28 protein-coding genes, 1 tRNA gene and 1 riboswitch are annotated in these 25,579 nt (G+C 72.0%); of the genes, 12 read left to right on the forward strand and 17 right to left on the reverse strand.

All coding sequences use genetic code 11. From position 1 onward, the window contains the following. Positions 1-41: 41 nt before the first annotated feature. Positions 42-935 (reverse strand): SDR family oxidoreductase, encoded by an 894-nt coding sequence (locus tag C4J65_RS11515; protein ID WP_115742338.1) that lies wholly within the window; start codon positions 933-935, stop codon positions 42-44. A 100-nt stretch (positions 936-1,035) separates the two neighbouring features. Here C4J65_RS11515 and C4J65_RS11520 point away from each other — a divergent pair, with 100 nt between their 5' ends. The 7 genes from C4J65_RS11520 (at position 1,036) to C4J65_RS11550 (ending at position 7,886) form a co-directional block, all read left to right on the forward strand. Then, the gene (locus C4J65_RS11520; RefSeq protein ID WP_115742339.1) at positions 1,036-1,728 is read left to right on the forward strand and encodes a TetR/AcrR family transcriptional regulator; all 693 of its coding nucleotides are present in this window, start codon (positions 1,036-1,038) and stop codon (positions 1,726-1,728) included. A gap of 497 nt (positions 1,729-2,225) precedes the next feature. Then, the gene (locus C4J65_RS37040) at positions 2,226-3,932 is read left to right on the forward strand and encodes an ATP-binding protein (protein WP_115742340.1); all 1,707 of its coding nucleotides are present in this window, start codon (positions 2,226-2,228) and stop codon (positions 3,930-3,932) included. Between the two features lie 2 nt (positions 3,933-3,934). Beyond that, positions 3,935-4,357, forward strand: a complete 423-nt coding sequence (locus tag C4J65_RS11530) for a roadblock/LC7 domain-containing protein (RefSeq protein WP_087809118.1) — start codon at positions 3,935-3,937, stop codon at positions 4,355-4,357. Then, the gene (locus C4J65_RS11535; protein WP_115742341.1) at positions 4,354-4,707 is read left to right on the forward strand and encodes a DUF742 domain-containing protein; all 354 of its coding nucleotides are present in this window, start codon (positions 4,354-4,356) and stop codon (positions 4,705-4,707) included. The genes C4J65_RS11530 and C4J65_RS11535 overlap by 4 nt, the downstream gene beginning before the upstream one ends. Before the next feature lie 145 nt (positions 4,708-4,852). After that, positions 4,853-5,422: an ATP/GTP-binding protein gene (locus tag C4J65_RS11540; protein WP_162833562.1), complete on the forward strand. Its 570-nt coding sequence runs from the start codon at positions 4,853-4,855 to the stop codon at positions 5,420-5,422. Further along, on the forward strand, positions 5,419-6,651 hold the full coding sequence (locus tag C4J65_RS11545; RefSeq protein WP_115742342.1) for a cytochrome P450: 1,233 nt from the start codon (positions 5,419-5,421) through the stop codon (positions 6,649-6,651). The genes C4J65_RS11540 and C4J65_RS11545 overlap by 4 nt, the downstream gene beginning before the upstream one ends. Before the next feature lie 11 nt (positions 6,652-6,662). Further along, the gene (locus C4J65_RS11550; protein ID WP_115742343.1) at positions 6,663-7,886 is read left to right on the forward strand and encodes a cytochrome P450; all 1,224 of its coding nucleotides are present in this window, start codon (positions 6,663-6,665) and stop codon (positions 7,884-7,886) included. A 52-nt stretch (positions 7,887-7,938) separates the two neighbouring features. On the opposite strand, the gene C4J65_RS11555 is transcribed toward C4J65_RS11550, so the two are convergent. Together C4J65_RS11555 and C4J65_RS11560 are read right to left on the reverse strand one after the other, a co-directional pair. After that, positions 7,939-8,412, reverse strand: coding sequence for a carboxymuconolactone decarboxylase family protein (locus C4J65_RS11555; RefSeq protein WP_115742344.1), 474 nt, complete (start codon positions 8,410-8,412; stop codon positions 7,939-7,941). A gap of 103 nt (positions 8,413-8,515) precedes the next feature. Next, positions 8,516-9,400, reverse strand: a complete 885-nt coding sequence (locus tag C4J65_RS11560) for an alpha/beta fold hydrolase (protein WP_115742345.1) — start codon at positions 9,398-9,400, stop codon at positions 8,516-8,518. A gap of 318 nt (positions 9,401-9,718) precedes the next feature. Here C4J65_RS11560 and C4J65_RS11565 point away from each other — a divergent pair, with 318 nt between their 5' ends. Continuing rightward, a complete protein-coding gene (locus C4J65_RS11565; protein WP_115742346.1) occupies positions 9,719-10,021 on the forward strand; it encodes a hypothetical protein in 303 nt (100 codons plus the stop codon). 15 nt (positions 10,022-10,036) lie between these two features. Here the strand turns inward: C4J65_RS11565 and C4J65_RS11570 are convergent, their stop codons facing one another. The 3 genes from C4J65_RS11570 to C4J65_RS11580 all read right to left on the reverse strand — a co-directional run bounded on the left by C4J65_RS11570 (position 10,037) and on the right by C4J65_RS11580 (position 13,442). Further along, the gene (locus tag C4J65_RS11570) at positions 10,037-10,396 is read right to left on the reverse strand and encodes a VOC family protein (RefSeq protein ID WP_115742347.1); all 360 of its coding nucleotides are present in this window, start codon (positions 10,394-10,396) and stop codon (positions 10,037-10,039) included. Positions 10,397-10,453: 57 nt separating this feature from the next. Further along, positions 10,454-11,968 (reverse strand): MFS transporter, encoded by a 1,515-nt coding sequence (locus C4J65_RS11575; protein WP_115742348.1) that lies wholly within the window; start codon positions 11,966-11,968, stop codon positions 10,454-10,456. A 73-nt stretch (positions 11,969-12,041) separates the two neighbouring features. Further along, a complete protein-coding gene (locus C4J65_RS11580) occupies positions 12,042-13,442 on the reverse strand; it encodes a DUF445 domain-containing protein (RefSeq protein WP_115746401.1) in 1,401 nt (466 codons plus the stop codon). Between the two features lie 198 nt (positions 13,443-13,640). Between C4J65_RS11580 and C4J65_RS11585 the strand changes: the two genes are divergently transcribed. After that, positions 13,641-15,005: an SGNH/GDSL hydrolase family protein gene (locus C4J65_RS11585; protein WP_115742349.1), complete on the forward strand. Its 1,365-nt coding sequence runs from the start codon at positions 13,641-13,643 to the stop codon at positions 15,003-15,005. A gap of 50 nt (positions 15,006-15,055) precedes the next feature. Here C4J65_RS11585 and C4J65_RS11590 read toward each other — a convergent pair whose 3' ends face one another. From C4J65_RS11590 to C4J65_RS11605, 4 genes are read right to left on the reverse strand one after another with little or no spacing between them, the layout of a single operon-like run. Next, positions 15,056-15,865, reverse strand: a complete 810-nt coding sequence (locus C4J65_RS11590; RefSeq protein WP_115742350.1) for a DUF1707 domain-containing protein — start codon at positions 15,863-15,865, stop codon at positions 15,056-15,058. A 33-nt stretch (positions 15,866-15,898) separates the two neighbouring features. Then, positions 15,899-16,978 (reverse strand): ATP-binding cassette domain-containing protein, encoded by a 1,080-nt coding sequence (locus tag C4J65_RS11595; protein WP_240330406.1) that lies wholly within the window; start codon positions 16,976-16,978, stop codon positions 15,899-15,901. A gap of 5 nt (positions 16,979-16,983) precedes the next feature. Then, on the reverse strand, positions 16,984-17,835 hold the full coding sequence (locus tag C4J65_RS11600) for an ABC transporter permease (RefSeq protein WP_115742351.1): 852 nt from the start codon (positions 17,833-17,835) through the stop codon (positions 16,984-16,986). Continuing rightward, on the reverse strand, positions 17,828-18,634 hold the full coding sequence (locus C4J65_RS11605; protein WP_115742352.1) for an ABC-2 family transporter protein: 807 nt from the start codon (positions 18,632-18,634) through the stop codon (positions 17,828-17,830). Before C4J65_RS11605 ends, C4J65_RS11600 begins: the two co-directional genes overlap by 8 nt. A gap of 199 nt (positions 18,635-18,833) precedes the next feature. Between C4J65_RS11605 and C4J65_RS11610 the strand changes: the two genes are divergently transcribed. After that, positions 18,834-21,290, forward strand: a complete 2,457-nt coding sequence (locus tag C4J65_RS11610) for a transglycosylase domain-containing protein (protein WP_205350989.1) — start codon at positions 18,834-18,836, stop codon at positions 21,288-21,290. On the opposite strand, the gene C4J65_RS11615 is transcribed toward C4J65_RS11610, so the two are convergent. The 3 genes from C4J65_RS11615 to C4J65_RS11625 form a co-directional block, all read right to left on the reverse strand. After that, positions 21,284-21,604, reverse strand: a complete 321-nt coding sequence (locus C4J65_RS11615; RefSeq protein ID WP_003975912.1) for a multidrug efflux SMR transporter — start codon at positions 21,602-21,604, stop codon at positions 21,284-21,286. The two genes, C4J65_RS11610 and C4J65_RS11615, sit on opposite strands and share 7 nt — an antisense overlap. Before the next feature lie 31 nt (positions 21,605-21,635). After that, positions 21,636-21,708, reverse strand: a riboswitch (guanidine-III (ykkC-III) riboswitch). A gap of 56 nt (positions 21,709-21,764) precedes the next feature. Beyond that, a complete protein-coding gene (locus C4J65_RS11620; protein ID WP_003975911.1) occupies positions 21,765-22,121 on the reverse strand; it encodes a co-chaperone GroES in 357 nt (118 codons plus the stop codon). A gap of 23 nt (positions 22,122-22,144) precedes the next feature. Beyond that, positions 22,145-22,477, reverse strand: a complete 333-nt coding sequence (locus tag C4J65_RS11625; RefSeq protein WP_115742353.1) for a DUF3618 domain-containing protein — start codon at positions 22,475-22,477, stop codon at positions 22,145-22,147. A 188-nt stretch (positions 22,478-22,665) separates the two neighbouring features. Between C4J65_RS11625 and bcp the strand changes: the two genes are divergently transcribed. Next, the gene (gene bcp, locus C4J65_RS11630; RefSeq protein ID WP_115742354.1) at positions 22,666-23,133 is read left to right on the forward strand and encodes a thioredoxin-dependent thiol peroxidase; all 468 of its coding nucleotides are present in this window, start codon (positions 22,666-22,668) and stop codon (positions 23,131-23,133) included. A 42-nt stretch (positions 23,134-23,175) separates the two neighbouring features. Next, a tRNA-Leu gene (locus C4J65_RS11635) sits at positions 23,176-23,262 on the forward strand. 16 nt (positions 23,263-23,278) lie between these two features. On the opposite strand, the gene rdgB is transcribed toward C4J65_RS11635, so the two are convergent. From rdgB to C4J65_RS11655, 4 genes are all read right to left on the reverse strand, one after another. Then, positions 23,279-23,881: an RdgB/HAM1 family non-canonical purine NTP pyrophosphatase gene (gene rdgB, locus C4J65_RS11640; RefSeq protein ID WP_115742355.1), complete on the reverse strand. Its 603-nt coding sequence runs from the start codon at positions 23,879-23,881 to the stop codon at positions 23,279-23,281. A 47-nt stretch (positions 23,882-23,928) separates the two neighbouring features. Next, positions 23,929-24,333, reverse strand: a complete 405-nt coding sequence (locus C4J65_RS11645; protein WP_115742356.1) for a hypothetical protein — start codon at positions 24,331-24,333, stop codon at positions 23,929-23,931. A 157-nt stretch (positions 24,334-24,490) separates the two neighbouring features. Beyond that, positions 24,491-25,228: a ribonuclease PH gene (rph, locus tag C4J65_RS11650; protein WP_115742357.1), complete on the reverse strand. Its 738-nt coding sequence runs from the start codon at positions 25,226-25,228 to the stop codon at positions 24,491-24,493. A 76-nt stretch (positions 25,229-25,304) separates the two neighbouring features. After that, entirely contained in the window at positions 25,305-25,538 is a 234-nt protein-coding gene (locus C4J65_RS11655; RefSeq protein ID WP_114532414.1) for a PTS glucose/sucrose transporter subunit IIB, read from the reverse strand. Between the last annotated feature and the right edge of the window lie 41 nt (positions 25,539-25,579).

Below are 25,579 nucleotides of genomic sequence, written 5' to 3' on the forward strand. Positions count from 1 at the left end.
GGGAACGGCGATGACAGCCCCGCTCCCGCCCCCTGAACGAATCAGCCCGCGGACGACGGCCCGCCCGGCACCTCCCGCAGCGCCTCGCCCAGGACCTCCCGCATTCCGACGGGCTCCCGGTCCAGCAGCGCGGCCAGCGTCGGGTCGGTCGTGGCGAACTCGCCGGCGCGGGCGGCGGCGAAGATGCCGAGGAGCTGGTCGGCGTACTGCTCGGGGACGCCCTGGGCCAGCAGCTGGTCGCGGAAGCCGGCCTCGGGCGCGGTGCTCCGCGTGAACTCCCGGCCCGTCACCTCGGACGCCAGGGCCGCGATGTCGTCGAAAGTCAGCGCTCGCGAGGCGGTGAGGGGCGGGGTCGGGCCCTCGAAGCGGCCCTCGTCGGCCAGTACGGCGGCGGTGGCCTCCGCGAGGTCGCCGTGCGTGGTCCAGGCGACCGGGCCGTCCGCGGGGAGCCGTATCGCACCGGTCTCCAGGGCGTGGTCCAGGAAGCGCGTCGCGCTGGCGGCGTAGAAGCCGTTGCGCAGTGAGGTGAAGGGGACTCCGCAGCCGCGCAGGATCTCCTCGGTGGCGGCGTGGTCGCGGCAGGCCTGGAAGTGGGAGGCCGCGCCGGCGCCCATCTGGCTGGTGTAGAGGATGCGGCGGGCGCCCGCCGTGACGGCCGCCTCGATCGCGGTGCGGTGCTGCTTGACGCACTCCTCGCCCAGTTTGTCCACGGAGACGAGGAGGACCTGGGAGGCGCCCTCGAAGGCGTGGGCGAGGCTCTCGGCGTCCGCGAAGTCGCCCCTGCGCACCCGCACCCCCTGGTCGGCGAAGGTCCGCGCCTGCGGATGGCCCGGGTCGCGGACGCTGACGCCGACCTGTTCCGTCGGCACGCGGGCGAGCAGGTGCTCGACGATCCGACGGCCCAGCTGTCCGGTGGCTCCGGTAACGATGATCATGACGCACTCCAGTGTTCAGGCTCCGCTGGTTCCAGCGGAATCATTTCCACAGTAACAGCGATAATCACGGTGGCAACACCAAGGCGGTATCGTTGGCCCCATGTCCTCTCGTTCCGACCAGACCCGGCAGCGGGTCATCGAGGCCGCCATCGGCCTGCTGACGCGCGGCGGCCGCGACGCCGTCACCACCCGGGCGGTCGCCGAGGCGGCGGGGCTGCAACCACCTGCCATCTACCGGCTGTTCGGCGACAAGGACGGGCTGCTCGACGCGGTCGCCGAGCACGGCTTCGCGAGCTTCCTCGCCGCCAAGCACATCGACCCCGACCCGCCGGACCCCATCGAGGACCTGCGGGACGGCTGGGACCTGGCGGTGGAGTTCGGTCTGGCCAATCCCGCGCTGTACACGCTGATGTACACCGAACCGGCGCGGACGGGTTCGGCCGCCTTCAAGGCCGGCATGCAGATCCTGATGGCCCGTATGCATCGGCTCGCCGCCGGCGGATGGCTCCGCGTGGACCAGGAGCTGGCGGCCCAGATCATCCACGCCACGGCGCGCGGCGCGGTGCTCACCTGGCTGTCCCTGCCCGAGGACCGGCGCGACCCGGCCCTGTTCGCCACCCTGCGCGAGTCCATGGTCGCCGCGGTCACCCACGAGCGCCCGGCCGTGCGGGACACCGGCCCGCAGGGCGCCGCCCGCGCGCTGCGCGCCACCCTCCCCGAGCAGACGGTGCTCAGCGAGGCGGAGCAGCGGCTGCTGGGCGAGTGGCTGAAGCGCCTCTCCGACACCGGCTGAGCCGTTACCAGGACTCCGTCTGACGGGCCAACTCCCTTTTCAGCCATAGGGGTTCGGCCGTCATGGGTGCATTTTTCGCGCCAAAGCCCCGACGCTTCCAGGCCGTGATCACGAGTCCGGCACCGTGCATCAGCACAACGTGAGCACAAGCGGTATGGTCCCCTTCCGTATGCCGAACGCCGGTCGCGGATACGGGAGTTCGAGGCGCCTCGGGACGCGCGGTCCCGCTCCGTCTCGAGTCCGCGTCATCGGCACCCCCTGCTCGTACCGGCCCTCGTACCGGCCCTCGCGTGTTCCCGGGAGATCCATGTCGTGCGCCTTCGCCGTCGTCCGCGTCGCTGCCGACTCCGCGGCACGGGGTGACCGTGGGAGACACGGGTCCGCTCCGGCCTGCTGAGAGCCCGGTCGTCATCGGGCCGGCCGACGCCCCGCCCCTGCGCGCCGGCCCGCCTCGGCCACCTCGCCCACACCGACGGCTTCCGATCCGTGAGGACCTGATGACTGAACTGATAGTGACCGCCACCGCCGTGCTGGCGGTGGCCGGAGTCGGGGCCGCGTGGTACTTCCGGCGCAAGGCCGACCAGGCCCGGCGCCGGGGTGAGCAGCTGCGCGAGCACGCCGACCGGCTGACCCTGCAACTCGTCGCGGCGGAGCAGTGCGTGGGACACCTCGCGGCCACCGTGATCCCGGCGGCGGCGAAGGGCGGTCCCGGCGGCGCGGGCCCCCAGGGAGGTCTGCTCGTGCCGGCGCAGCTCGACGGGACACCGCTCGCCGAGCGGCTGCGTGCCGTGCCCGGCGCGGTGGCCTCGGCGGTGGGCGACGTACGTGCCGAGGAGCGGGCGGCCGCCGAACGCGCCGCGGCCCACGCCGCCGAGCAGGTACGGCAGGACACCGAACGGCAGATCGCCCAGGCCCGCCGCGAGTCCGTCGGCGTGGCCCGGGCCGCCGTACGCGGCTTCGCCAACAACGTCGTGGCCCGGTCGGCGCGGCTGGGCCGTGCCGTCAGCCAGGGCGTACGGCGGCACATCTCGGACGAGGCGTACGCGACGCTCGTCGAGATCGACCATCTCACGCAGCAGATGCTGCTCACCGCGTCGGGGTACTCCGTGCTCGCCGGGGACAAGCTGTCCCGGCGCTGGCCCGCCACCACGTTGACCGACATCGTGCGCGCGGCCATGGGCCGGATCGAGGGGTACGAGCGGATCAAGCACCCCGAGATGGGGTCCGTGGTGGTCGAGGGCCGCGCCGTGGAGGCGGTGGTGCACGCGCTCGCCGTACTGCTGGACAACGCGCTGCGCTACTCGCCGCCCGCCGCCAGTGTCCACGTCTCGCTGGAGCAGGGGCACCACGCGTGCTTCCTGATCGTGGACGACGCCGGACTGCGCATGGACGACGAGCGGCTGCTGTGGGCCAGCGACGTGATGTCCGGCGAACAGCGCGACGACATCACGCGCCTGGGCGCCCACCCCCAGACCGGGCTGCGCGTCGCCTCCCTGCTGGCGGAGAACTACGGCTTCCGCGTCGAGCTGACCGCGCCCAACATCTACCAGGGGACCCGGGCCATGGTCGTCCTGCCGAAGAACCTGATCGTCGACCCCGCGGCGGCCCAGCCGGTACCGCGGACTGCCGCCCAGACGGCACCGGCCGTCCCGGTGGCCGCTGCGGTCCCTGCGGCCGCTGCGGTCCCTGCGGCCCAGCCGACCCAGGCGGCTCCGGTGGGCCCGGCGGCCCCGGCCGTGGCCGGGTCTCCCGTCGCGCCCGATGCCACCGTGGCCGCGTCTGCGACGGCCGCCGCGCCCGCCGCAAGCCCCACGCCCGGCGGGCAGCCCGGTGCCGAGCCCGTCCCCGAGCCCGCCGCTCCGCGTGCGGCGGCATCCCCCGCCGGAGCCCCCACCGCAGCGGCCGTAACCGACCCTGCCACCACCCCTGCCGCCGTGGGCACCGCCACCCCCTCGACCACCACCGCCAGCGGCCTGACCGTCCGCCGGCGCTCCACCGCGCCCACCCCCGCGCGGCGCCCGGCCGCCCCCGACGACACCGAGCCCGGCCGTCCCGCCGTCGCCGCCGCCTGGGCGGCGGGGACCCGCCGCGGCCGGGACGGGGAGCAGCCCTCGCCGGCCTCCGCCGGCACCGCGCCCCACAACGCCACCCACACCGCCGCCCGCACCACCCCCCACGACGCCGCTGACGACGAAGGACACTGATCGTGCAAGACACACACACCAACAGCCTGGGCTGGCTGCTGGACCAGGAACTCGGCAGCGTCGAAGGCGTCCGGTACGCCGTGCTGATGAGCAGCGACGGACTGCTGAAGGCGCGCACGCAGACGATCGGCCAGGACGACGGGGAGAAGTTCGCCGCGCTGACGGCGGCGCTGCGCGCGGCAGGCAAGGCCTGGGACGAGTTCACCGGCGGCGCGGGGATGCGGCAGCTGCTGATCGAGTCGGTCGGCTGCATCGGCCTGACCACGACCGCCGCCAAGAACACCATGCTGTCGGTGTGCACGACCGGCCCCGACGCCGACGTCGGGCTGATCTCCCACCACATGGTGCGGCTCGCCACCCGGGTGGGACACGAGCTGGCCACGGAGGAGCGGGTGCCGGTCGCGGACGGCGGCTCACCGGTATGAGCGGGCCGCGGCGCGATCCCGACATGGTCCGGCCCTACGTCCGCACCGGGGGCCGGATCCGCGCGCGCGAGGACGTGCGCCTGGAGAGCGTGGTCATCGCCGCGACCGGCCCCACGGACACCCTCGGCCCGGACGCCCGCCGGGTGATGCGGCTGTTCGCCGGCGCGGACGGCGGCCTGGCCGTCGCCGACATCGCCGCCGCGCTGGAGCTGCCGCCCTCCACGGTGCGCATCCTCGTCTCCTCGCTGATGGACTCCGGCCACCTCTCCAGCCCGGTCGCCGCGATCGACGACCAGCCCGACTTCGACCTGCTGCAGGAGGTACTCCGTGGACTTCGCTCCATGGTCTGACCGGACCGACCGGTCCGACGGAGCCCACCGGCCCGACCGGGCCGACCGGTCCGACGGAGCCCACCGGCCCGACGGAGCCCACCGGCCCGACCGGGCCGACGGGGCCGACCGGGCCGACGGGGCCGTCACCTACGTCCCCGCCACGGTGACCCGGTCCGCCAAGATCGTGGTCGCGGGCGGCTTCGGCGTCGGCAAGACGACGCTGATCGGCAGCGTCTCCGAGGTACGGCCGCTGCGCATGGAGGAGCCGATCACGCAGGCCAGCGCCGGTGTGGACGATCTGCGCGGCACCCCGCACAAGACGACGACCACCGTGGCGATGGACTTCGGCCGCATCCACATGGCCGGCGGACGGCTCGCGCTGTACCTGTTCGGGCTGCCGGGGCAGTCCCGTTTCCAGCCGCTGTGGGAGGACCTGGCCGAGGGCGCCCTCGGCTGCCTCGTCCTGGCCGACACCCGCGACCTCGACGCCTCCCACGACGCCCTCGGTCTGCTGGACGGCGCGGGCATTCCGTACGCCGTCGCCATCAACACCTTTCCCGGGTCCCCGGGTTACCCCGAGGCCGAGCTGCGCGAGGCGCTGGCCCTGGAACCGGCCACGCCGCTGACGTACTGCGACGCCCGCGACCGCACCTCCTCCCTGCACGCCCTGATCACGCTCACCGAGTACCTCTCCGAGCACCGTTCAGCCGCCCTCCTGGAGTCCCGCCGATGACGTTGCCCTCCACCGAGACCGCGCCGCCGAGCGGTCCGGCCCGGATCGCCCTGTACGCGCCGGAGTTCGCCGCCGACCCGCACGCCGCCTACCGGAGCATGCGCCGCACCCACGGTCCGCTCGTCCCCGTCGACCTGGCGCCCGGCGTCCCCGCGACCCTGGTGATCGGCTACTACCAGGCCCGCCGCATCCTGAACGACCCGCTGCACTTCCCGGCCGACCCCCGCGCGTGGGAGAAGCTGATCCCGGCAACCTGCCCGGTGCGGCCGATGATGGAGTGGCGGCCCAACGCGCTGCGCTCGGGCGGCGCCGAGCACGCCCGCTACCGGTCCGCGAACACCCACGCCATCGACCATGTGGACCAGCACGGGCTGCGCGCCCTCGTCGAACAGGTCGCCTCCGACGCCATCGACGGATTCCGCGGCGTCGGCTCGGCCGACCTGCTCACCCAGTACTCCTTCCCCATCGCCTTCCGCGTGCTGAGCGCGCTGCTCGGCTGCCCGGACGAGATCGGGCAGCGCATCGCCGACGGCATGGCGAAGATCTTCGACACCACCAACGCCGACCAGGGCAACCTGATCCTCGCGCAGGCCGTGTCCGACCTCGTGACCCTGCGCCGGACCCACCCCGGTGACGACATCACCTCCCGGCTGACCCTCCACCCCGTCGGGCTGACCGACGAGGAGATGAGCCATCAGCTCGTCACGCTCTACGGCGCCGGGATCGAACCCATGACCAACCTGATCAGCAACACGATCCTGAAGATCCTCACCGACGAGGCGTTCTCCGCGGACCTGCACGCCGGGCTCTCCACGGTGCGCGACGCGCTCGACGCCGTCCTCTACACCGACCCGCCGATGGCGAACTACTGCATCTCCTATCCGCCGTACCCCGTCGACGTGGAGGGCGTGCTGCTGCCGGCCGACCAGCCGGTCGTGATCTCGATGGCGGCCGCGAACAACGACCCCGCCCTCACGGAGGGCGTGCCCCAGGGACAGCACGGCGGCAACCGCGCCCACCTGGCCTGGAGCACCGGCCCGCACACCTGCCCGGCCCGCTCGCACGCCTACCTCATCGCCGAGACCGCGGTCACCCACCTCCTGGACGCGCTGCCCGAGACGGACCTCGCCCGTCCCGCCGCCGAACTGGCGTGGCGCCCCGGCCCGTTCCACCGCGCCCTCGAATCCCTGCCCGTCACCTTCCCCGCCGCACAGCCCGCCGCACACTAAGGAGCCAGGTCATGGCGACCCAGCAGCCCGCCCTCGTCCTCGACCCCACCGGCGCCGACCACCACGCCGAGCACCGCACCCTGCGGGAGGGCGGCCCGGCCACCTGGGTGGACGTCCTCGGGGTCCAGGCCTGGTCGGTCAGCGACCCCGTCCTCCTCAAGCAGCTGCTCACCAGCCCCGACGTCTCCAAGGACGCCCGGGCGCACTGGCCCGCCTTCGGAGAGGTCGTCGGCACCTGGCCGCTGGCCCTGTGGGTGGCGGTGGAGAACATGTTCACCGCGTACGGGCCCAATCACCGCAAGCTGCGCCGGCTGGTGGCGCCCGCCTTCAGCGCCCGTCGCGTCGACGCGATGCGGCCGGCCGTCGAGGCGATGGTGACCGGTCTCGTCGACGGGCTCGCGGAGCTGCCCGCAGGTCAGCCGGCCGACCTGCGCCAGGAGCTGGCCTACCCGCTGCCCATAGCGGTGATCGGTCACCTCATGGGCGTGCCCGAGGAGCAGCGGCCGGACTTCCGGGCCGTCGTGGACGGCGTCTTCGACACCACCCTGGACCAGGCCGAGGCGCAGGCCAACACCGCGCGCCTGTACGAGGTCCTGGACCAGCTCATCGCGACCAAGTCCGCCGCCCCGGGCGACGACACGACGTCCCTGCTCATCGCCGCGCGCGACGACGAGGACGGCGCCCGTCTCTCCCCCGACGAGCTGCGCGACACCCTGCTGCTGATGATCAGCGCCGGCTACGAGACCACCGTCAACGTCATCGACCAGGCGGTGCACACCCTGCTGACCCGGCCCGACCAGCTCGCGCTGGTCCGCAAGGGCGAGGTCACCTGGGCGGACGTGGTGGAGGAGACGCTGCGCCACGAACCGGCGGTCAAGCATCTGCCGCTGCGGTACGCGGTCACGGACATCGCCCTGCCGGACGGGCGGACCATCGCCCGCGGGGAGCCGATCCTCGCCTCGTACGCCGCCGCCAACCGCCATCCGGACTGGCACGAGGACGCCGACACCTTCGACGCGACCCGCACGGTCAAGGAGCACCTGGCCTTCGGCCACGGCGTCCACTTCTGTCTGGGCGCGCCGCTGGCCCGCATGGAGGTGACCCTCGCGCTGGAGACTCTCTTCGGCCGCTTCCCGGACATCCGCCTCGCCGATCCGGCCGAGGAGCTGCCGCCCGTGCCCTCCCTGATCAGCAACGGCCACCAGCGGCTCCCGGTCCTGCTGCACGCCGGCTGAGCGGCGGGCGACGGGACCGGGCGGCCGGGACTGCGGCTGAGGGGTGCCGGCTTCAGCCGAACATCCCCGGCTCGTAGTCGCCGGCCGGCTGCTGGGTGATGACGTTCAGGCGGTTGTAGGTGTTGATGACGGCGATCAGCCCGACCAGGGCGGTGAGCTGCTCCTCGTCGTAGTGCTTCGCCGCGTTGGCCCAGGCCTCGTCGGTGACGCCGCCGGAGGCGTCGGCGAGGCGGGTGCCCTGCTCGGTCAGTTCGAGGGCGGCGCGCTCCGCGTCGGTGAACACCTTGGCCTCCCGCCAGGCGGCGATCAGGTTGAGGCGCAGCGAGGTCTCCCCCGCCTTCGCGGCGTCCTTGGTGTGCATGTCGAGGCAGGCGCCGCAGCCGTTGATCTGGCTGGCGCGGATCTTGACCAGTTCCTGGGTCGCGGCCGGCAGCGCCGAGTCGGTCACGGCCTTGCCCGCGGAGTTGATGTGCCGCAGCAGCTTGCCGGCGAGCGGGTTGGTGAACAGGTTGAGACGCGCTTCCATGGTGGACTCCTCCGTCGTTGCCTTGGTTGGTCGTACACAGCTACGACGGACGCCGGCCGCGCGGTGTGACAGGCCGCACCAGGACCCACTTGTGACCTGCGTCTCACCCGTTCGGAGTAGTGCGTTCCAGGAGTCGGCCCAGCGCCCGCGTCACGGCCGCCGGGCGTTCGTCCATCACCCAGTGGCCCGCGTCGTCCAGCATCGTCAGCTCGGCGCGGGGCACGGACCCGGCCAGCTCGGTCGCGATCGCCTGGCTCAGGTACGGGTCCGCGCGGCCCCAGACGACCGCCGTCGGGCAGGTGATGCCGGGCAGAGCCCGGCGCAGCTCGGCGCGGGCCGGGGTGCGGTACTCGCCGAAGTAGTGGAGCAGCCAGCGGCGGCCCTCGGGCTCGGCCATCCAGTCGACGTAGCCGTCCAGGACGTGGGCGTCGAGGTGGCCGGCGCGCACGAGCGGCGCGAAGGAACGGCGGTGGAGGGCGGCGTACGGCAGGTGCCGCGCCGGGCGGCGGAGCAGGGGGCTGCGTCCGGCGAGGCCGAGCAGGCTGAACACGGCGTACCAGCGGCGGGTGAAGGTGTCGTGCGCACGGGTGTTGAGGAGCGCCAGCCTGCGCACCCGGCCCGGGTGGTTCCGGGTGAAGCCGAGCGAGAGGAAGCCGCCGTAGTCGTGGCCGACCAGGTTCACCGAGTCCAGGTCGAGTGCGTCGAGGAGCCGGCCGACCCGGGCGACCTCCGTGTCGTAGTCGAAGGACAGGTGGCGGGGGCGGTCGGACGCGCCCCAGCCGAGCAGGTCCGGCGTGATGACCCGGTGCCGGACCGACAGGGCCGGGACCTGGTGGCGCCAGCAGTGGTGGTCGGCGGGGTAGCCGTGCAGGAGGACCACGGGTTCGGCGTCGGGTGGACCCGATTCCCAGCAGGCGACGCGGGCGCCGTCCACCGTGACCGTCCGGGGGCGGGGCGGGCCGTAGGTGCGGGGGCGCTGCGTGGTCATCGGTCTCCTCCGGGTGCTCGTCTCCCCCAACGCGGCGGATACCCGCAAGTGTCGCGATCAGGGCACGGTGTTCGGCCGAAAGGGGCGCGGATCAGGACCTGTCCGGCGGATCGGGTCGCCGGAAAGACGCGGCGACCCGTCGACGCGGAGCGTCGGCAGCCGACGACAACGCCGCTGGGGGCACCTCCCACGCCCTTCGGGCAGTGGGGGCGTGCGTGCCGGATCCCGCGTCTGCGACGTGATCCGCCGGGCAGGCCCTAGCCTCGGTCCCTGACAAGTCGGTACGCCGGAACCGGTCCGGCGGGGCAGGAGGCAGACATGGCGAGGGTTCCCAGCGCGGTGGTCGCCGCGGGCGGCCTGGTGGGCGGGTACGGCGTGGCCCGCTGGACGAAGAAGCGGCAGCTCGGCGGGGCCGTGCTCGCCGTCGCCGGGGCCGCCGCCGCGCGGCAGTGGCGGGCCCGGGCCGGCGGGAGGGCCGCGGGTGCGCTGACGGCGGCGTACGTCGCCGGTTTCGCCGGGTCGCACCCGCTGGCCAAGAAGGTGGGCGCCTGGCCCGCCGTGCTCGGTGTCGCCGGAGCCGTGGCCCTGGCCTCGTGGGCGGTCGCCGACCGGCGCTCCTGAGCGCGGTGGTGCCGGTCAGGCGTGGTGGGTGAGTACGTTGATCACCCGCCCGTTGGGGTCCCGTACGAAGAAGCGCCGTACGCCCCACTCCTCGTCCTTCGGCTCCCGGACGATCTCGGCGCCCGACGCGACCACCTGGGCGTAGACCGCGTCGACGTCCTCGACCTCCACGCTCAGGTCGGGGACGACGGGCGCCGTGCGCTCCTCGGTGAAGAGGCTGATCTGGGCGGTGGGGTTGGACGGGGAGGCCAGGGTCGTCACCCAGCCCATGTCCATGACCTCCTCGAAGCCGAGGAGGCCGTAGAACTCACGGCTCGTGTTCCACTGGCCCTCGGCCTCGACATGGATGTTGGGGACGATCCTGCGGATGCTCATCGTGGCTCCTCGACGTCTGGCGTCCGTGCCGGTCGGGTCGGTTCGGCGTGTGCGACGCTACGCGGTCTTCGCGCCGGAGCCCGCCGTTCCCGGCGACTCCGGCGCGGCCGTCGACAGCGGCTCCGCGATGTCCTCCAGCGAGCGGCGTTCCGCCTTCACCGCGAGGAACGCAGCGACCAGGCCGGCCGCGCACATCAGGCCGGCGCCGATCTGGAAGGCCAGGACCGTGTCGCCGACCACGCCGGACTCGGTCAGGTCGGCGAAGAGCAGCGGGCCGCTGATGCCGCCGGCGGCGGTGCCGAGGGCGTAGAAGAAGGCGATGGCCATGGCGCGGGTCTCCATCGGGAAGATCTCGGAGACCGTCAGGTACGCGCTGGAGGCGCCCGCCGAGGCGAAGAACAGCACCACGCACCAGCAGGCCGTCATGGTCGTCGCCGTGAGCGAGCCCCGGTCGAAGAGCCAGGCCGTGCCGAAGAGCAGGATGCCGGAGAGCAGATAGGTGCTGGAGATCATGATCCGGCGGCCGACGGTGTCGAAGAGGTGGCCGAGGAGCAGCGGGCCGCAGAAGTTGCCCGCGGCGATGACGGCGAAGTAGTAACCGGTGCTGCCGGTCGGCACGTCGAAGAAGGTGATGAGGATGGCGCCGAAGCCGAAGGTGATCGCGTTGTAGAGGAAGGCCTGGCCGATGAAGAGGGACAGACCGAGGACCGCGCGGCGCGGGTAGCGGCGGAAGACGGTCCTGGCGATCAGGCCGAAGCCGATGGACTTGCGCTGGTGGATGGTGATCTCGCCGGCCGGCGGCGGCAGCTTCTCACCCTTCTCCCGCTCGATCCCCCGTTCGACGGAGGAGACGAGTGCGTCCGCCTTCTCGCCCTGGCCGTGGATGAACTGCCAGCGTGGGCTCTCCGGGACGTGCCGACGCACCAGCAGCACCACCAGGCCCAGGACGACACCGAGGGCGAAGCTGAGCCGCCAGCCGACGTCCTTGGCGAAGATGTCGGTGTCCAGCATGACGATGGACAGCAGGGCGCCGCCGATCGCCCCGAGCCAGTAGCTGCCGTTGATGATGAGGTCGACCCGGCCCCGGTAGTGGGACGGGATCAGCTCGTCGATCGCGGAGTTGATCGCCGCGTACTCGCCGCCGATGCCGAAGCCGGTGAGGAAGCGGAAGAGGAAGAACCACCAGGACTCGAAGGAGACCGCGGTCAGCGCGGTGGCCGCCAGATAGACCACCAGGGTGATCATGAACAGCTTCTTGCGGCCGTGCCGGTCGGTCAGCCAGCCGAAGAACAGGGCGCCGGAGCAGGCTCCCGCCACGTAGAGGGCGGCGGCCAGGCCGGTGATCTGCGCGGAGCTGATGTCCAGGCCGCTGCCGTCCTCGGCGATGCGTCCGGCGACGTTGCCGACGATCGTGACTTCCAGGCCGTCGAGGATCCAGACGGTGCCCAGGCCGATCACGATCATCCAGTGCCAGCGCGACCACGGCAGCTGGTCCAGGCGGGCCGGGACGGCCGTGGTGACGGTCCCGGTGGAGGCGGGCACCGAGCCCGACGACGACGCTTGTGCTGTCATGGCTCCCTCTCCGTCGAGCGAACGCCTCACGTGTGCCCGACGCCGGAGAGAACACGCCCGCCGCGCCGGGAGGCTACGCCCCCAGGATGCGGGAGACCGTGTAGATCAGCAGCCCGGCCAGCGAGCCGACCACCGTGCCGTTGATGCGGATGAACTGGAGGTCGCGGCCGATGTTCGCCTCGATCTTCTTCGTGGTGTGCTCGGCGTCCCAGCCCGCCACCGTGTCGGTGATCAGCGAGGTGATCTCCCTGCGGTAGGTGGTCACCACGTACACCGCGGCGCCCTCCACCCAGCCGTCGACCTTGGCCTGCACCTTGGCGTCGGAGGCCATCCGGGCGCCCAGGGACAGCAGCGAGGCACGCACCCTGAGCCGCAGTTCGCTGCGCTCGTCCTCGGCCGCCGAGACGATCATGGACCGTACGGCCGTCCAGGCGGACGCGATCAGGTCCTGGACCTCCCCGCGGCCCAGCACCTCGGTCTTCAGCCGCTCCACCCGCGCGCGGGTCTCCGTGTCGGACTGGAGGTCGGCGGCGAAGTCGGTGAGGAAGCGGTCGAGGGCGCCGCGCGCGGGGTGGGCGGGCATGTCGCGCATCTCGGTGACGAAGCGCAGCAGCTCCTTGTAGACCCGGTCGCCGATCCTGCGGTCGACGAACCGGGGGGTCCATCCCGGTGCCCCGCCCTGTACGGCGTCCATCACCGAGTCGCCGTGCAGGATCAGCCAGTCGTGGGCGCGGGAGACGATCAGGTCGACGGCGCGCTTGTGGCCGCCGTCGGAGACGACCCGGTCCAGCATCTTGCCGATGCCGGGGGCGATCTCCTGGGCGTCGGCACGGCGCGTGATCGCCTCGCCGACCACGGCCTGGACGTCGGAGTCGCGCAGCACGGTCAGGGCGCCGCGCAGGGCGGCGGACAGCTCGGCCGTCACCCGGTCGGCGTGTTCGGGCACGGCGAGCCAGGCGCCGAGGCGGCTGCCGATGCCGACGGCGCGCAGCCGCTGGCGCACGACGGCCTCGGAGAGGAAGTTCTCCCCGACGAACTCGCCCAGCGAGACGCCCAGCTGGTCCTTCTTCTTCGGGATGATCGCGGTGTGCGGGATGGGGATGCCGAGCGGGTGGCGGAAGAGGGCGGTGACCGCGAACCAGTCGGCGAGCGCGCCGACCATGCCGGCCTCGGCGGCGGCCGACACATAGCCCGCCCAGGCGCCCGCGCCGCGGTGGGAGGCCCACTCGGCCAGGACGTAGACCAGGGCGACGAAGAGCAGCAGGCCGGTGGCGGTGAGCTTCATCCGGCGCACGCCGCGGCGCTTCTCCTCGTCGGCGGGGCTGAACGACGTCATCGCGCGGTCGCGGACCGCACCCGCACCCGCACCCGCACCTCCGGTGTGCGTCCCCGCGGCCTCCCCGACCTCCCCGGCACCCCCGGAACCACCCGTACCCCCCGCGCCTTCAGGAAGTTCCGCTTTCGTGCGTTCCATCCGCTCCACCGTTCGCTGATACGTCCCTCACACATTGTCCCTTCCTGACCGACTCCCGGAACGGAACACAAGTTCCCGGCGTCTGTCCGGGAGGGGGAACGCCCGCGGCTTCTGCGGCCTTTCCTCCGCCCATGACGCATCATGGGGTCATCGGACCGGAGCCTCGGGGCTCCCCTCGCCCGAGGAGAACAGCACAGCATGACCCGGGGTCGTGACGGGGGTGCGGGGGCGCCCCCCACCAAGCACCGTGCCCTGCTCGCGGCGATCGTCACCCTGATAGTGGCGATCTCCGCGGCCATATACGCCGGAGCGTCCGCGGACGACGGCACCAGGGACCACGCGCTGCAGGCCGGAGGCCGTCTCCCGCGAGGGGACGCCGCCCCCGCGTCCACGGGTGCCTGGGTGGGTGCCTGGGCCACCGCACCGGCCGCGGCCGAGCCGGGCACCGAGACGACCGGCATGGCGGGCCGCTCCGTGCGCAACGTCGTGCACACCTCGGTCGGCGGCACCAGCGCGCGGATCACCCTGTCCAACCTGTACGGGCAGGCACCGCTGACCGTCACCCACGCCTCGATCGCCGTGGCGGCGGGGCCCGACACGGCGGCCGCGATCGCCGACACCATGCGCCGGCTCACCTTCGGCGGCAGCGCCCGGGTGATCATCCCGGCGGGCGGCCAGGTGATGAGCGACGTCGCCCGCATCGCCATCCCCTACGGGGCGAACGTCCTGGTCACCACGTACTCCCCCATTCCGTCCGGGCCGGTGACCTACCACCCGATGGCCCGGCAGACCAGCTACCTCGCCGACGGCGACCGCACGGCGGACGTCGCCGCCGTCGCCTACACCACGCCCACGCCGTACTGGCGCTACCTGACCGCTCTCGACGTGCTGAGCCACGAGGCCGACGGCACGGTCGTGGCGTTCGGCGACTCGATCACCGACGGCGCCCGCTCCGAGTCCGACGCCAACCACCGCTGGACCGACGTCCTCGCCGCCCGGCTGCACGAGGCGGCGGGCGCCGGCCGGGACACGCCCCGCTACAGCGTCGTCAACGAGGGCATCAGCGGCAACCGGCTCCTGACCAGCAGGCCGGGGCGGCCGGCCGACAACCCGAGCGGGCTGACCCGGTTCGAACGGGACGTGCTGCAACGCACCAACGTCAAGGCCGTCGTCATCGTCCTCGGCGTCAACGACATCCTGAACAGCCCGGAACTCGCCGACCGCGACGGCGTCCTCACCGGCCTGCGCACCCTCGTCGACCGCGCGCACGCCCGGGGCCTGCGGGTCGTCGGCGCCACGATCACGCCGTTCGGCGGCTACGGCGGCTACACCAAGGCCCGCGAGGCGATGCGGCAGGAGGTCAACGAGGAGATCCGCTCCGGCCGGGTCTTCGACACGGTTGTCGACTTCGACAAGGCCCTGCGCGACCCCTACGACCCGCGCCGGATGCGCTCCGACTACGACAGCGGCGACCACCTGCACCCCGGCGACAAGGGCTACGCGCGCATGGGCCGGCTCCTCGACCTGCACGCCCTCAAGGGCGCGGCACCGGTCGAGGCGTAGCGAACGACCCGCCCGCCGCTCGGGAGTCCCGGCCCCCCGGGGGGCGGCGCTCAGGAGTCCCGGCGCCGCTCCCGCTCCCGTTCCAGCTCCCGCTCGCGGCTGCCGCCGTGCAGGTCGTGCAGGTCGTGGCGGGAGGCGTCCAGCTCCGCCCGGTCCGAGCCGCGCTCCAGACGCTCCCGCTCCCGTTCCTGGCGGCGCTCCAGCTTCTCCTGGCGGCGCTCCTCCTTCAGCCGCTGCCGCTCGGCCCGCGTCACCTTGCGCTCGACGCCGACGCCGCCCCAGAAGGCGAAGCCCGTCACGATCACGCGCGGGGCGCCCGGGTCCCCGAGCACGCCCTCCTCGCTGTGGTCGAAGCCGCCCATGAAGCCGATGCCGCGCACGACCACCTCGACGCCCGGCGGCACCACCACGTTCATCCCGCCCATGATCGCGACGCAGTTGATCACGACCTCGCCCGCCGCGAAGTCCGCGTCGCGCAGGTCGATCTCCCCGCCGCCCCAGAACGCGAAGCAGTTGAACCGCCTCGGCACCGTCCAGCGCCCCTTGCGCTGGAAGCCGGACATCACGGCGACGGCCCAGGTCGACGAGCCCTCGCCGCCGGTGATCCGCCCCGCCCAGCCCTCGTCCCGCTCGGGCTCCTTGGTCATCGACACCCGCGGCGCCGCGCCCGCCCCGCCGACCGGCAGGTCCCGGGTGATCGGCGCCAGGTCCCCGTACGTCCGCGCGCTGTAGGTGGCGTCCAGCCGCTCCTCGAACTCGGCCATGTCCAAACGTCCCTCGGCAAGGGCGTCGCGCAGGACCTCGGCGACTCGTTCACGGTCGGCGTCGGATGCGCGGAGTTCCGGGGCGTCGTCGGTCATGTACAGCAGCCTACGAGGTCACCGCGCCGGACACTACGCGCCCGCGCGTTCCGCGTACATCTTCGCGATCACCGACTCGATGTCCGGCTCCCGCACCGACAGGTCCACCAGCGGATACCGGGCCGCGATCCCCGCCACCAGCCCGGCCGCCGACGCCGACGCCGGGAACGCCAGCCACTGCCGCGGCCCCTCCACCCGCACCACCCGGGCCGGCTCCGGCGCCTCGATCGGCGGCAACTCCCGCTCCAGGTCCACCACCAGGGTGCGTTCGCTCTCCCCCGCCTCGTGCAGACCGTCCAGGGGACCGTCGTACATCAGCCGCCCGTGGTCGATGACCATGACGCGGGAGCAGAGCTGCTCGATGTCCTGGAGGTCGTGGGTCGTCAGCAGCACGGTCGTGCCGCGCTCCGCGTTCAAGTCGCGCAGGAACCCCCGCACCTTGGCCTTCGACACCACGTCCAGACCGATCGTCGGCTCGTCCAGGTACAGCACCTCCGGGTCGTGCAGCAGCGCCGCCGCGATGTCGCCGCGCATCCGCTGGCCCAGGGAGAGCTGCCGCACCGGGACGTCCAGCAGCTCCTGGAGCTGGAGGAGTTCGACACAGCGGTCCAGGTTCTCTCGGTAACGGGCGTCCGGGATCCGGTACATGCGGTGCATCAGCCGGTAGGAGTCGATCAGCGGCAGGTCCCACCACAGCGTCGTGCGCTGCCCGAAGACCACCCCCATGCGGTGCGCCAGCCGGGTCCGCTCCCGGGACGGATCGATGCCGGCCACCCGCAGCCGGCCGCCGCTCGGCGTCAGGATGCCGGTGAGCATCTTGATCGTCGTCGACTTCCCGGCGCCGTTCGGGCCGATGTAGCCGACCATCTCGCCGCGCGACACCGTGAACGACAGCCCGTCCACCGCCCGCACCTGCCGTCGCTCCCGCTTCAGGAAGCCCGTCTTCTTCCGCACGTCGAAGACCTTCTCGACGCCCTCCAGCTCGATGAAGGCAGCCGCGGCGTCCCCCTCCACCCGCGTCACCGTCTCCGCGTCCGTCACCGCCGCCACCTCCGCCACCGTCTCCGGTTCCGTCTCCGTCTCCGTCTCCGCCACCGGTTCCGTCTCCGCCATCTCCGTCAGCTCCCCGTACTCCGGTACGAACGCAGGCCCGCCCGCCAGGCCAGCCCCGCCAGCGCACAGCAGGCCACGGCCACGAGCGGCGGCGTGAACGCCACCCACCCGGGAAGGTCCAGCGGATACGGCCGCCCCAGCACATAGCTCGCCGGCAGCCAGTTCACGAACGCCAACGGCACCACGAACGTCGCCCCCCGCACCAGGTCGAGCGCGAACACCGCCGGCGGGTACTGCAACATCGTCGTACCGCCGTACGTGAAGGCGTTGGCCACCTCGGAGGCGTCCTGCGCCACGAACTGGAACGCCGCCGCCGCGACGAACACCGCGCAGAAGATCCCGGCCCCGCTCAGCAGCATCACCGGCATCAGCAACAGCTTCCCCGCCGTCCAGTCGACGTCGACGACCACCAGCGCGTACCCGAGCACCAGCAGCCCCTGCGTCACCCGGCCCAGCCGGCGCAACGCGAACCGGTCCGCCGCCACCTGCGCCAGCACCGGCACCGGACGCACCAGCAGCGTGTCCAGCGTGCCGTCCCGCACCCGGCGTCCCAGCCGCTCCATCGAACCCACCGACAGGTCGGCAAGACCGAAGGCCACCCCGGACAGCCCGTAGAGGAACGCCACCTCGGGCAGCGACCAGCCGCCCAGCGCGTCGACCCGGGAGAACATCAGCAGGATCGCCACGAAGTCCAGCGCGGTCATCGCGAAGTTCCCGAACGTCGTCAGCGCGAAGGACGTCCGGTACGCCATCGTCGACCTGATCCACATCCCGGCGATCAGCCCGTACGCGCGCACCCCCTCGACGGCCCGGCCGCGCCGTAGGTCCCGCACGGCCGGCTGGGACGACTCAGCCACCCTGCACCACCACCCGACGCGTCGCCGCCGACTGCACCAGCCGGCCCAGCGCCAGCAGCGCCACCGCCCACGACGCCTGGAACAGATACGTCCCCAGCGGATCCGCCTCCCCAAGGAGCACATCCGCCGGCGCCTGGAGCAGCGACGACCACGGCAGCGCCCGCACCACCTCGCCGAGCACCCCCGGGAACACGTTCAGCGGCAGCAGCATCCCGGAACAGAACAGCCCCGCCAGCCACGCCATCTGCGTCACCCCGGTCCCGTCGAGCAGCCAGAACGCCGAGAGCGCCACCAGATAGCGCAACGCGAAGCCCACCAGCATCGCCAGCATCAGCGTCACCAGGAACGCGGCCCACACGGACACCTCCCGCGGCAGCGCCACCGGGAAGAACAGCGACCCGAACACGAACGGCACCGCCCCGCGGCCCAGCAGCTGGAACAGCGCCCGGCCCACGTCCGCCGCCAGCCACCACAGCTGGAGATCCGCCGGCCGGTAGAGGTCGACGGCGACATCACCCGTACGGATGCGCTCCATCAACTCGTCCTCGAACCCGCCGCCCCCGATCGCCAACGCGGCCAGCAGCGCCTGCCCCAGCCACACGAACGTCACGGCCTGCGCCTGGTCGTACCCGCCGAGCTGCGGCTTCTCGTCCCACAGGGCCAGATAGGTATAAACCAGGATCAATCCGAAGACGGTGTTGGTGAACACCCCGGCGGCGGTGGCCGCCCGATACGTCGCGTACCGTCGGAATCCACCCGCCGCGACGGCCACGTACAACCGCCCCGAACCCGCACCCACGAACCTCCCCCTCCAAAAGACACCGAAGCGCAGGAGCCTAGTGCGACCCCGGGGGCCCCTGCCACGCAATTTCACGGGTGTGCCGTCGAGCGGGAACGGAACACCCGGTGCGAGAGTCTTCTTCAGAGGGCGTCAAAAACGTGGGAACGCGCCAGAGAGCGCGAAACCGTACGAAGCGAAACAGGAGTCCGTGCACGAGATGAGCGACGAGCCGCAGCCGCAGCCGCCGAACCAGGGCTGGGCCCCCAGAGAGCCCCAGGCGGCCGGCGAGGGGCAGACGGAGGGACCGGAAGCGCCGGAAACTTCCGGGAAGGCGAAGAAGCCCAAGCGGCCCAAGCGCACCGGATGGCGCCGGCTGATCCCGACCTGGCGCATCGTGCTGAGCACCGTCGTCGTCGGCCTCCTGCTGATCGTCGGCGGCTTCTTCCTCGGCTACCACCTCGTCCAGATCCCCGCCGCCAACGCGCTCGCCACCAAGCAGTCCAACGTCTACCTGTACGCCGACGGCAGCGTCCTCGCCCGCGACGGCGAGGTCAACCGCGAGAGCGTCGGCCTCGCCCGCATCTCCAAGGACGCCCAGCACGCCGTCCTCGCCGCCGAGGACCGCGACTTCTACACCGAGTCCGCCATCGACCCCATGGCGATGGTCCGGGCCGGCTGGAACACCGCCACCGGCAAGGGCAAGCAGTCCGGCTCCACGATCACCCAGCAGTACGTCAAGAACTACTACCTGGCCCAGGACCAGACCGTCACCCGCAAGGTGAAGGAGTTCTTCATCTCGATCAAGCTCGACCGCGAGAAGAGCAAGGCCGAGATCCTCGAGGGCTACCTCAACACCAGCTTCTTCGGCCGCGGCGCCTACGGCATCCAGTCCGCCGCCCAGGCCTACTTCGGCGTCGACGCCAAGGACCTCACCGCCGCCCAGGGCGCCTACCTCGCCTCCCTGCTCAACGCCCCCAGCCAGTACGACGTCGTCGCCCACCCCGAGAACAGGCCCGCCGCCGAGGCCCGCTGGAACTACGTCATGAACGGCATGGCCGACAAGGGCTGGATCAGCCCCTCCGACCGCGCCGCCGCGAAGTTCCCCAAGCCCAAGCAGTCCACCGTCTCCACCAACATGTCCGGACAGCGCGGCTACGTCGTCAACATCGTCAAGAAGTACCTGACCGAGAACGACATCGTCGACGAGGAGGAACTCGGCCGCGGCGGCTACCGGATCACCACCACCCTCCAGAAGGACAAGCAGGACGCCTTCGTCAAGGCCGTCGACGACAAGCTGATGTCCCAGCTCGACAAGAAGGAACGCAAGGTCGACGGCTACGTCCGCGCCGGCGGCGCCTCCGTCGACCCGAAGACCGGCAAGGTCGTCGCGATGTACAACGGCATCGACTACGTCAAGCAGTACACACCCAACGCCGTCCGCCGCGACTTCCAGGTCGGCTCCACCTTCAAGCCCTTCGTGTTCACGTCCGCCGTGGAGAACCACTCCGAGACGCAGAGCGGGCAGACGATCAACCCCAACACCCGCTACGACGGCACCAGCGAACGCCCCGTCCAAGGCTGGAGCGGCGGCCGCTACGCCCCGGAGAACGAGGACCACCGCGACTACGGCCACGTCACCGTCCGCGAGGCCACCGACAAGTCCATCAACGCCGTGTACGCCCAGATGGCCGTCGACGTCGGCTCCGACAAGGTCAAACAGACCGCGATCGACCTCGGGCTCTCCCCCGACACCCCCGAGCTGACCCCCTCCCCCTCCATCGCCCTCGGCGTCGCCACCGCCAGCCCCCTCGACATGGCCGAGGCCTACGCGACCCTCGCCAACCACGGCAGGCACAGCACCTACACGCTGGTCGAGAAGGTCATGAAGGACGGCAAGCAGGAGGTCGAGCTGCCCGAGCGGCGCGAGCACCAGGCCGTCAGCCGCCAGTCCGCCGACACCACCACGTCCGTCCTGCGCAGCGTCGTCCAGAACGGCACCGCCACCGCCGCCCAGGCCGCAGGGCGCCCCGCCGCCGCCAAGACCGGCACCGCCGAGGAGGACACGGCCGCCTGGTTCGCCGGCTACACCCCCGACCTCGCCACCGTCGTCGCCGTCATGGGCCAGGACCCGAAGACCGCCGCCCACAAGCCCCTGTACGGCGCCATGGGCCTCGCCCGCATCAACGGCGGCGGCGCCCCCGCCGAGATCTGGAGCCAGTACACCCGCAACGCCCTCAAGGGCGAACCGGTCACCGACTTCGACCTCCAGCTTCAGGAGGGCGCCGACGTCACCGCACCCCCGAGCGGCGACGCCTCGGACGAACCGGGCGACGGCGACGAGAGCGGCAGCAGCGACCCGGACGAGGAGTCCACCGGCGACGAGGACGGCTCCGGCTCGGAAACCCCCGGCGACTCCGGCGGCAGCAGCACCCCGCCCGGCGACAACGGCGGCACCGAGTCCGACCCCCCGTCGACAGGCGGCGGCACCCCCACCACGGGCGGCGCCAGCACCGAACCCGGCCCCACCGGCGGCGGCGACGGAGGAGGCGACGACTCCTCGAACGGCGGCACGGGACCGGGCGGCGGCGGGGACACCGACGGCGCGGGCGGCGGCGATTCGGACACCACCGCCGGCACGGTCGCCGGCATCCCCGTCACACCCCGGCGTCAGTGACCGGAGGTCGCCTTCAGCCCCACCACGGCGACCAGCAGCAGACAGATGAAGAAGATCCGGGCGGCGGTCGCCGGCTCCCCCAGCACCACCATGCCGAGCACCGCCGCACCGGCCGCACCGATGCCCACCCACACGCCGTAGGCGGTACCGATGGGCAGCGTCCGCGCCGCGTACGACAGCAGCATCATGCTCGCGACGATCCCGGCACCCGTGAACACACTCGGCCACAGCCGGGTGAAACCGTCGGTGTACTTCATCCCGATCGACCAGCCGACCTCGAGCAGACCGGCGACGAACAACAGAACCCACGCCACGACAGACACCTCCGTGAACGAACTGAACGGTGGTGCGTCGTCTTTGCCTTCAGCCCGGTACGGCGCGTCTCGTCGGGGTCCTTCCCAAGGTAGCAAAGGCAGAGGAAAGGGGCTGGTGACCTTGATCACCAGCCCCTGAAGTCCGACCTGGACCCGTGATTCAGAGGTACAGCCCGGTGGAGTCCTCCGACCCCTCGAACCGGTCCGCCGCCACGGCGTGCAGATCACGCTCGCGCATGAGCACGTAGCCCACACCCCGCACCTCGACCTCGGCACGGTCCTCCGGGTCGTACAGCACCCGGTCGCCCGGCTCCACGGTCCGTACGTTCTGACCGACCGCGACCACCTCGGCCCAGGCCAGCCGCTTGCCGACGGCCGCCGTCGCGGGGATCAGGATGCCGCCCCCGGAACGCCGCTCGCCCTCACCGGTGTCCTGCCGCACGAGCACGCGGTCGTGCAGCATCCGGATGGGCAGCTTGTCGTCCTGGGGACCGTGCTCGTTTCTCTTGGCGCTCACGCCCTGAACCTACCTGCCCCCGCTCAGCGCCTGCGCCGCCGGGTGCCGCCGAGAGCGAGCAGCCCCACGACCCCGACCGCCACCAGCGCGACGGGCACGACCCGCTCCATCCGCGGGGCGCCCGTCTCGTCCACGAACTGCGCCTTCACATCGCTGACCACCCGATTGACCTGGACGTACGCCCGGCCGAGGGTGTGATCGACGCTGGAGGCGACCTTGGCCTTCGCATCGTCGACGATCGTCTTCGGGTGCACCCGCATCCCGAGCTCGTCGAGCGTCTCGGCCAGCACCTCGCGGCGGCGCTTGATGTCCGCCTCGATCTGCGCCGGGGTCCTGATGTCCGACGTGTCCGCCACCGTACGCCTCCGAAGTCTGCTCTGACGCTGTCCCGGACAGTCTGTCAGCTCCGGGCCCCGCCGCACTGTCAGGACCCCCCGGTTCGGGCCTGTCCGGCGGATCATGCCGCGGACGCGGGGGCTGGCACGCACAAGGCACCGCTCACATCCCGCGACCTGATCCGCCGGACAGGCCCTACGCTGGATCGATGAGCGAGCGACTCCAGCCCGGGGACACGGCCCCCGCCTTCACCCTCCCGGACGCCGACGGCAACGAGGTGTCCCTGTCCGACCACAAGGGCCGCAAGGTCATCGTCTACTTCTACCCCGCCGCGCTTACCCCCGGCTGCACGAAGCAGGCCTGCGACTTCACGGACAACCTGGAGCTGCTGACCGGCGCCGGGTACGACGTGATCGGCATCTCCCCCGACAAGCCGGAGAAGCTGGCCAAGTTCCGCGAGGCCGAGTCCCTGAAGGTCACCCTCCTCGCCGACCCGGACAAGAAGGTCCTCGACGCGTACGGCGCCTTCGGCGAGAAGAAGAACTACGGCCGCACCTACATGGGCGTCATCCGCTCCACGATCGTCGTGGACGAGGACGGCAAGGTCGAACGCGCCCTGTACAACGTCCGCGCGACGGGCCACGTAGCCAAGATCATCAAGGACCTGGGGATCTGACGGCGCTGCCCGACCAGTAGCATGGCCGGGCAGCAGCGCCGGGCGGCCGTGGTGGAATTGGCAGTCACGCTGGGTTTAGGTCCCAGTGGGGTAACTCCCGTGAGGGTTCGAGTCCCTCCGGCCGCACCAGTAGGTTTTCCGCTGCTCAGCCGAGCAGTTCCCGTACCGCCGGTACCAGTGCCCGGAACGCCTTGCCGCGGTGGCTGATCGCGTTTTTTTCCGCCGCCGTCAGTTCCGCGCAGGTGCGGGTCTCGCCGTCCGGCTGGAGGATCGGGTCGTAGCCGAAGCCGCCCGTGCCGGCGGGCTCGTGGCGGAGGGTGCCCCGCAACTGCCCCTCGACCACCCTCTCCGTACCGTCGGGCAGGGCCAGGGCCGCCGCGCAGGCGAAGTGGGCGCCCCGGTGTTCGTCGGCGATGTCGGCGATCTGGGCCAGGAGCAGGTCGAGGTTGGCCTTGTCGTCGCCGTGGCGGCCGGCCCAGCGGGCGGAGAAGATGCCGGGGGCGCCGTTCAGGACGTCGACGCAGAGGCCGGAGTCGTCGGCGACGGCGGGCAGGCCGGTGGCCCGGGCGAGGGCGTGGGCCTTGAGGAGGGCGTTCTCGGCGAAGGTGACGCCGGTTTCCTTGACGTCGGGGACGTGCGGGTAGGCGTCCGCGCCGACGAGGTCGTGGGGCAGGCCCGCGTCGGCGAGGATGGCCCTCAGTTCGGTGATCTTGCCGGGGTTGCGGGTGGCGAGGATGAGGCGGGTCATGGGGGTCAGTATTCCGGACCCCCCGCCCGGGCGGACCGAGCCCTCCCCTACGGCGTGCAGACCTTCGTCAGTTCGCCCGCCGCGTCGGTGACGGGGCTGAGGTCGGGGGTCTCGTCGCCGTTCTCGACCGAGGTGCGGACGTTGTCGACGGCCTTGCCGAGGTCGTCGACGGCCTTGTTGACGTCCGTGTTGTCGGTCTGGTCGCCGATCTTGTCGAGGTTCTTGTCGATGGCGTTGAGGGATTCTTCCCACTGGGTGGGGTCGTCCGCGTTCTCCACGGCCTGCTGGAGTTCGGTGACGCTGTCGGCTATCGCGTCGGCCGTGCGTACGCAGTCGAGCGCCTTGTCGACGGCGTCGCAGCCGGTGGTGAGGCCGGCCGTCAGGGCGATGGTCGCCACGGTGGCGACGGCGGTGGCGGTGCGGCGAAGGCGGCGGTGGCGGCTCGCGGCCATGGGTCTCGGTCCTCCCCTTGGGACAGGGCCGGGCGGCCCGTGTGCGGTGCGGCGCCGGGCGTACGGCAAGGTCTGCCGTACGCCCGTGGTGCTGTACTGCTAGGGACGCGTGTTCGGGCGGCCCAGTTGCCTGCCGTTGGCGTTCCCTTTACTCGCTTTACCTTTCGAGGGCCGCGTCGAGTGCCTTGCGCTGGAGTTCGGCGAGTTCGGTGCAGCCGGCGGTGGCGAGGTCCAGGAGGGTGTTGAGCTCGTCGCGGGCGAAGGGTTCGGCCTCGGCGGTGCCCTGGACCTCGACGAAGCGGCCGTCGCCGGTGCAGACGACGTTCATGTCGGTGTCGGCGCGGACGTCTTCCTCGTAGCGCAGGTCGAGGAGCGGGGTGCCGTCGACGATGCCGACGGAGACGGCGGAGACGGTGCCGGTGAGTGGCTTGCGGTTGGCCCTGATCAGTTTCCTGCCCTGGGCCCAGGCGACGGCGTCGGCGAGGGCGACGTAGGCGCCGGTGATGGCGGCGGTGCGGGTGCCGCCGTCGGCCTGGAGGACGTCGCAGTCCAGGACGACGGTGTTCTCGCCGAGTGCCTTGTAGTCGATGACGGCGCGCAGGGACCGGCCGATGAGGCGGCTGATCTCGTGGGTGCGGCCGCCGATGCGGCCCTTGACGGACTCGCGGTCGCCGCGGGTGTTGGTGGCGCGGGGGAGCATGGCGTACTCGGCGGTGACCCAGCCTTCGCCGCTGCCTTTGCGCCAGCGCGGGACGCCTTCGGTGACGGAGGCGTTGCAGAGGACCTTGGTGTCGCCGAAGGAGACGAGGACGGAGCCTTCGGCGTGCTTGCTCCAGCCGCGTTCGATGGTGACGGGGCGGAGCTGCTGGGGGGTGCGGCCGTCGATGCGTGACATGCGGGTGAGCCTAGCGGCCCATGGGGAAGGGGCCTGTCCCGGAGTGGGAAAGGCCCCTTGCCGGTGAGCCGGTGGCTCACATCATGTCTTCGATTTCCGCCGCGATCGGGTCGGCGTCGGTGCCGATGACGACCTGGATGGCGGTGCCCATCTTGACGACGCCGTGGGCGCCGGCGGCCTTGAGGGCGGCGTCGTTGACCAGCGCGGGGTCGTTGACCTCGGTGCGGAGTCGGGTGATGCAGCCTTCGATCTCGTCGATGTTGTCGATGCCGCCGAGGCCGGCGACGATCTTTTCAGCCTTGCTGGCCATGTTCGTTCTCCCTGATCCGGACCGCTTTGTCGCAGTAACCC

This window comes from Streptomyces sp. CB09001 (assembly GCF_003369795.1).
GTDB lineage: Bacteria > Actinomycetota > Actinomycetes > Streptomycetales > Streptomycetaceae > Streptomyces.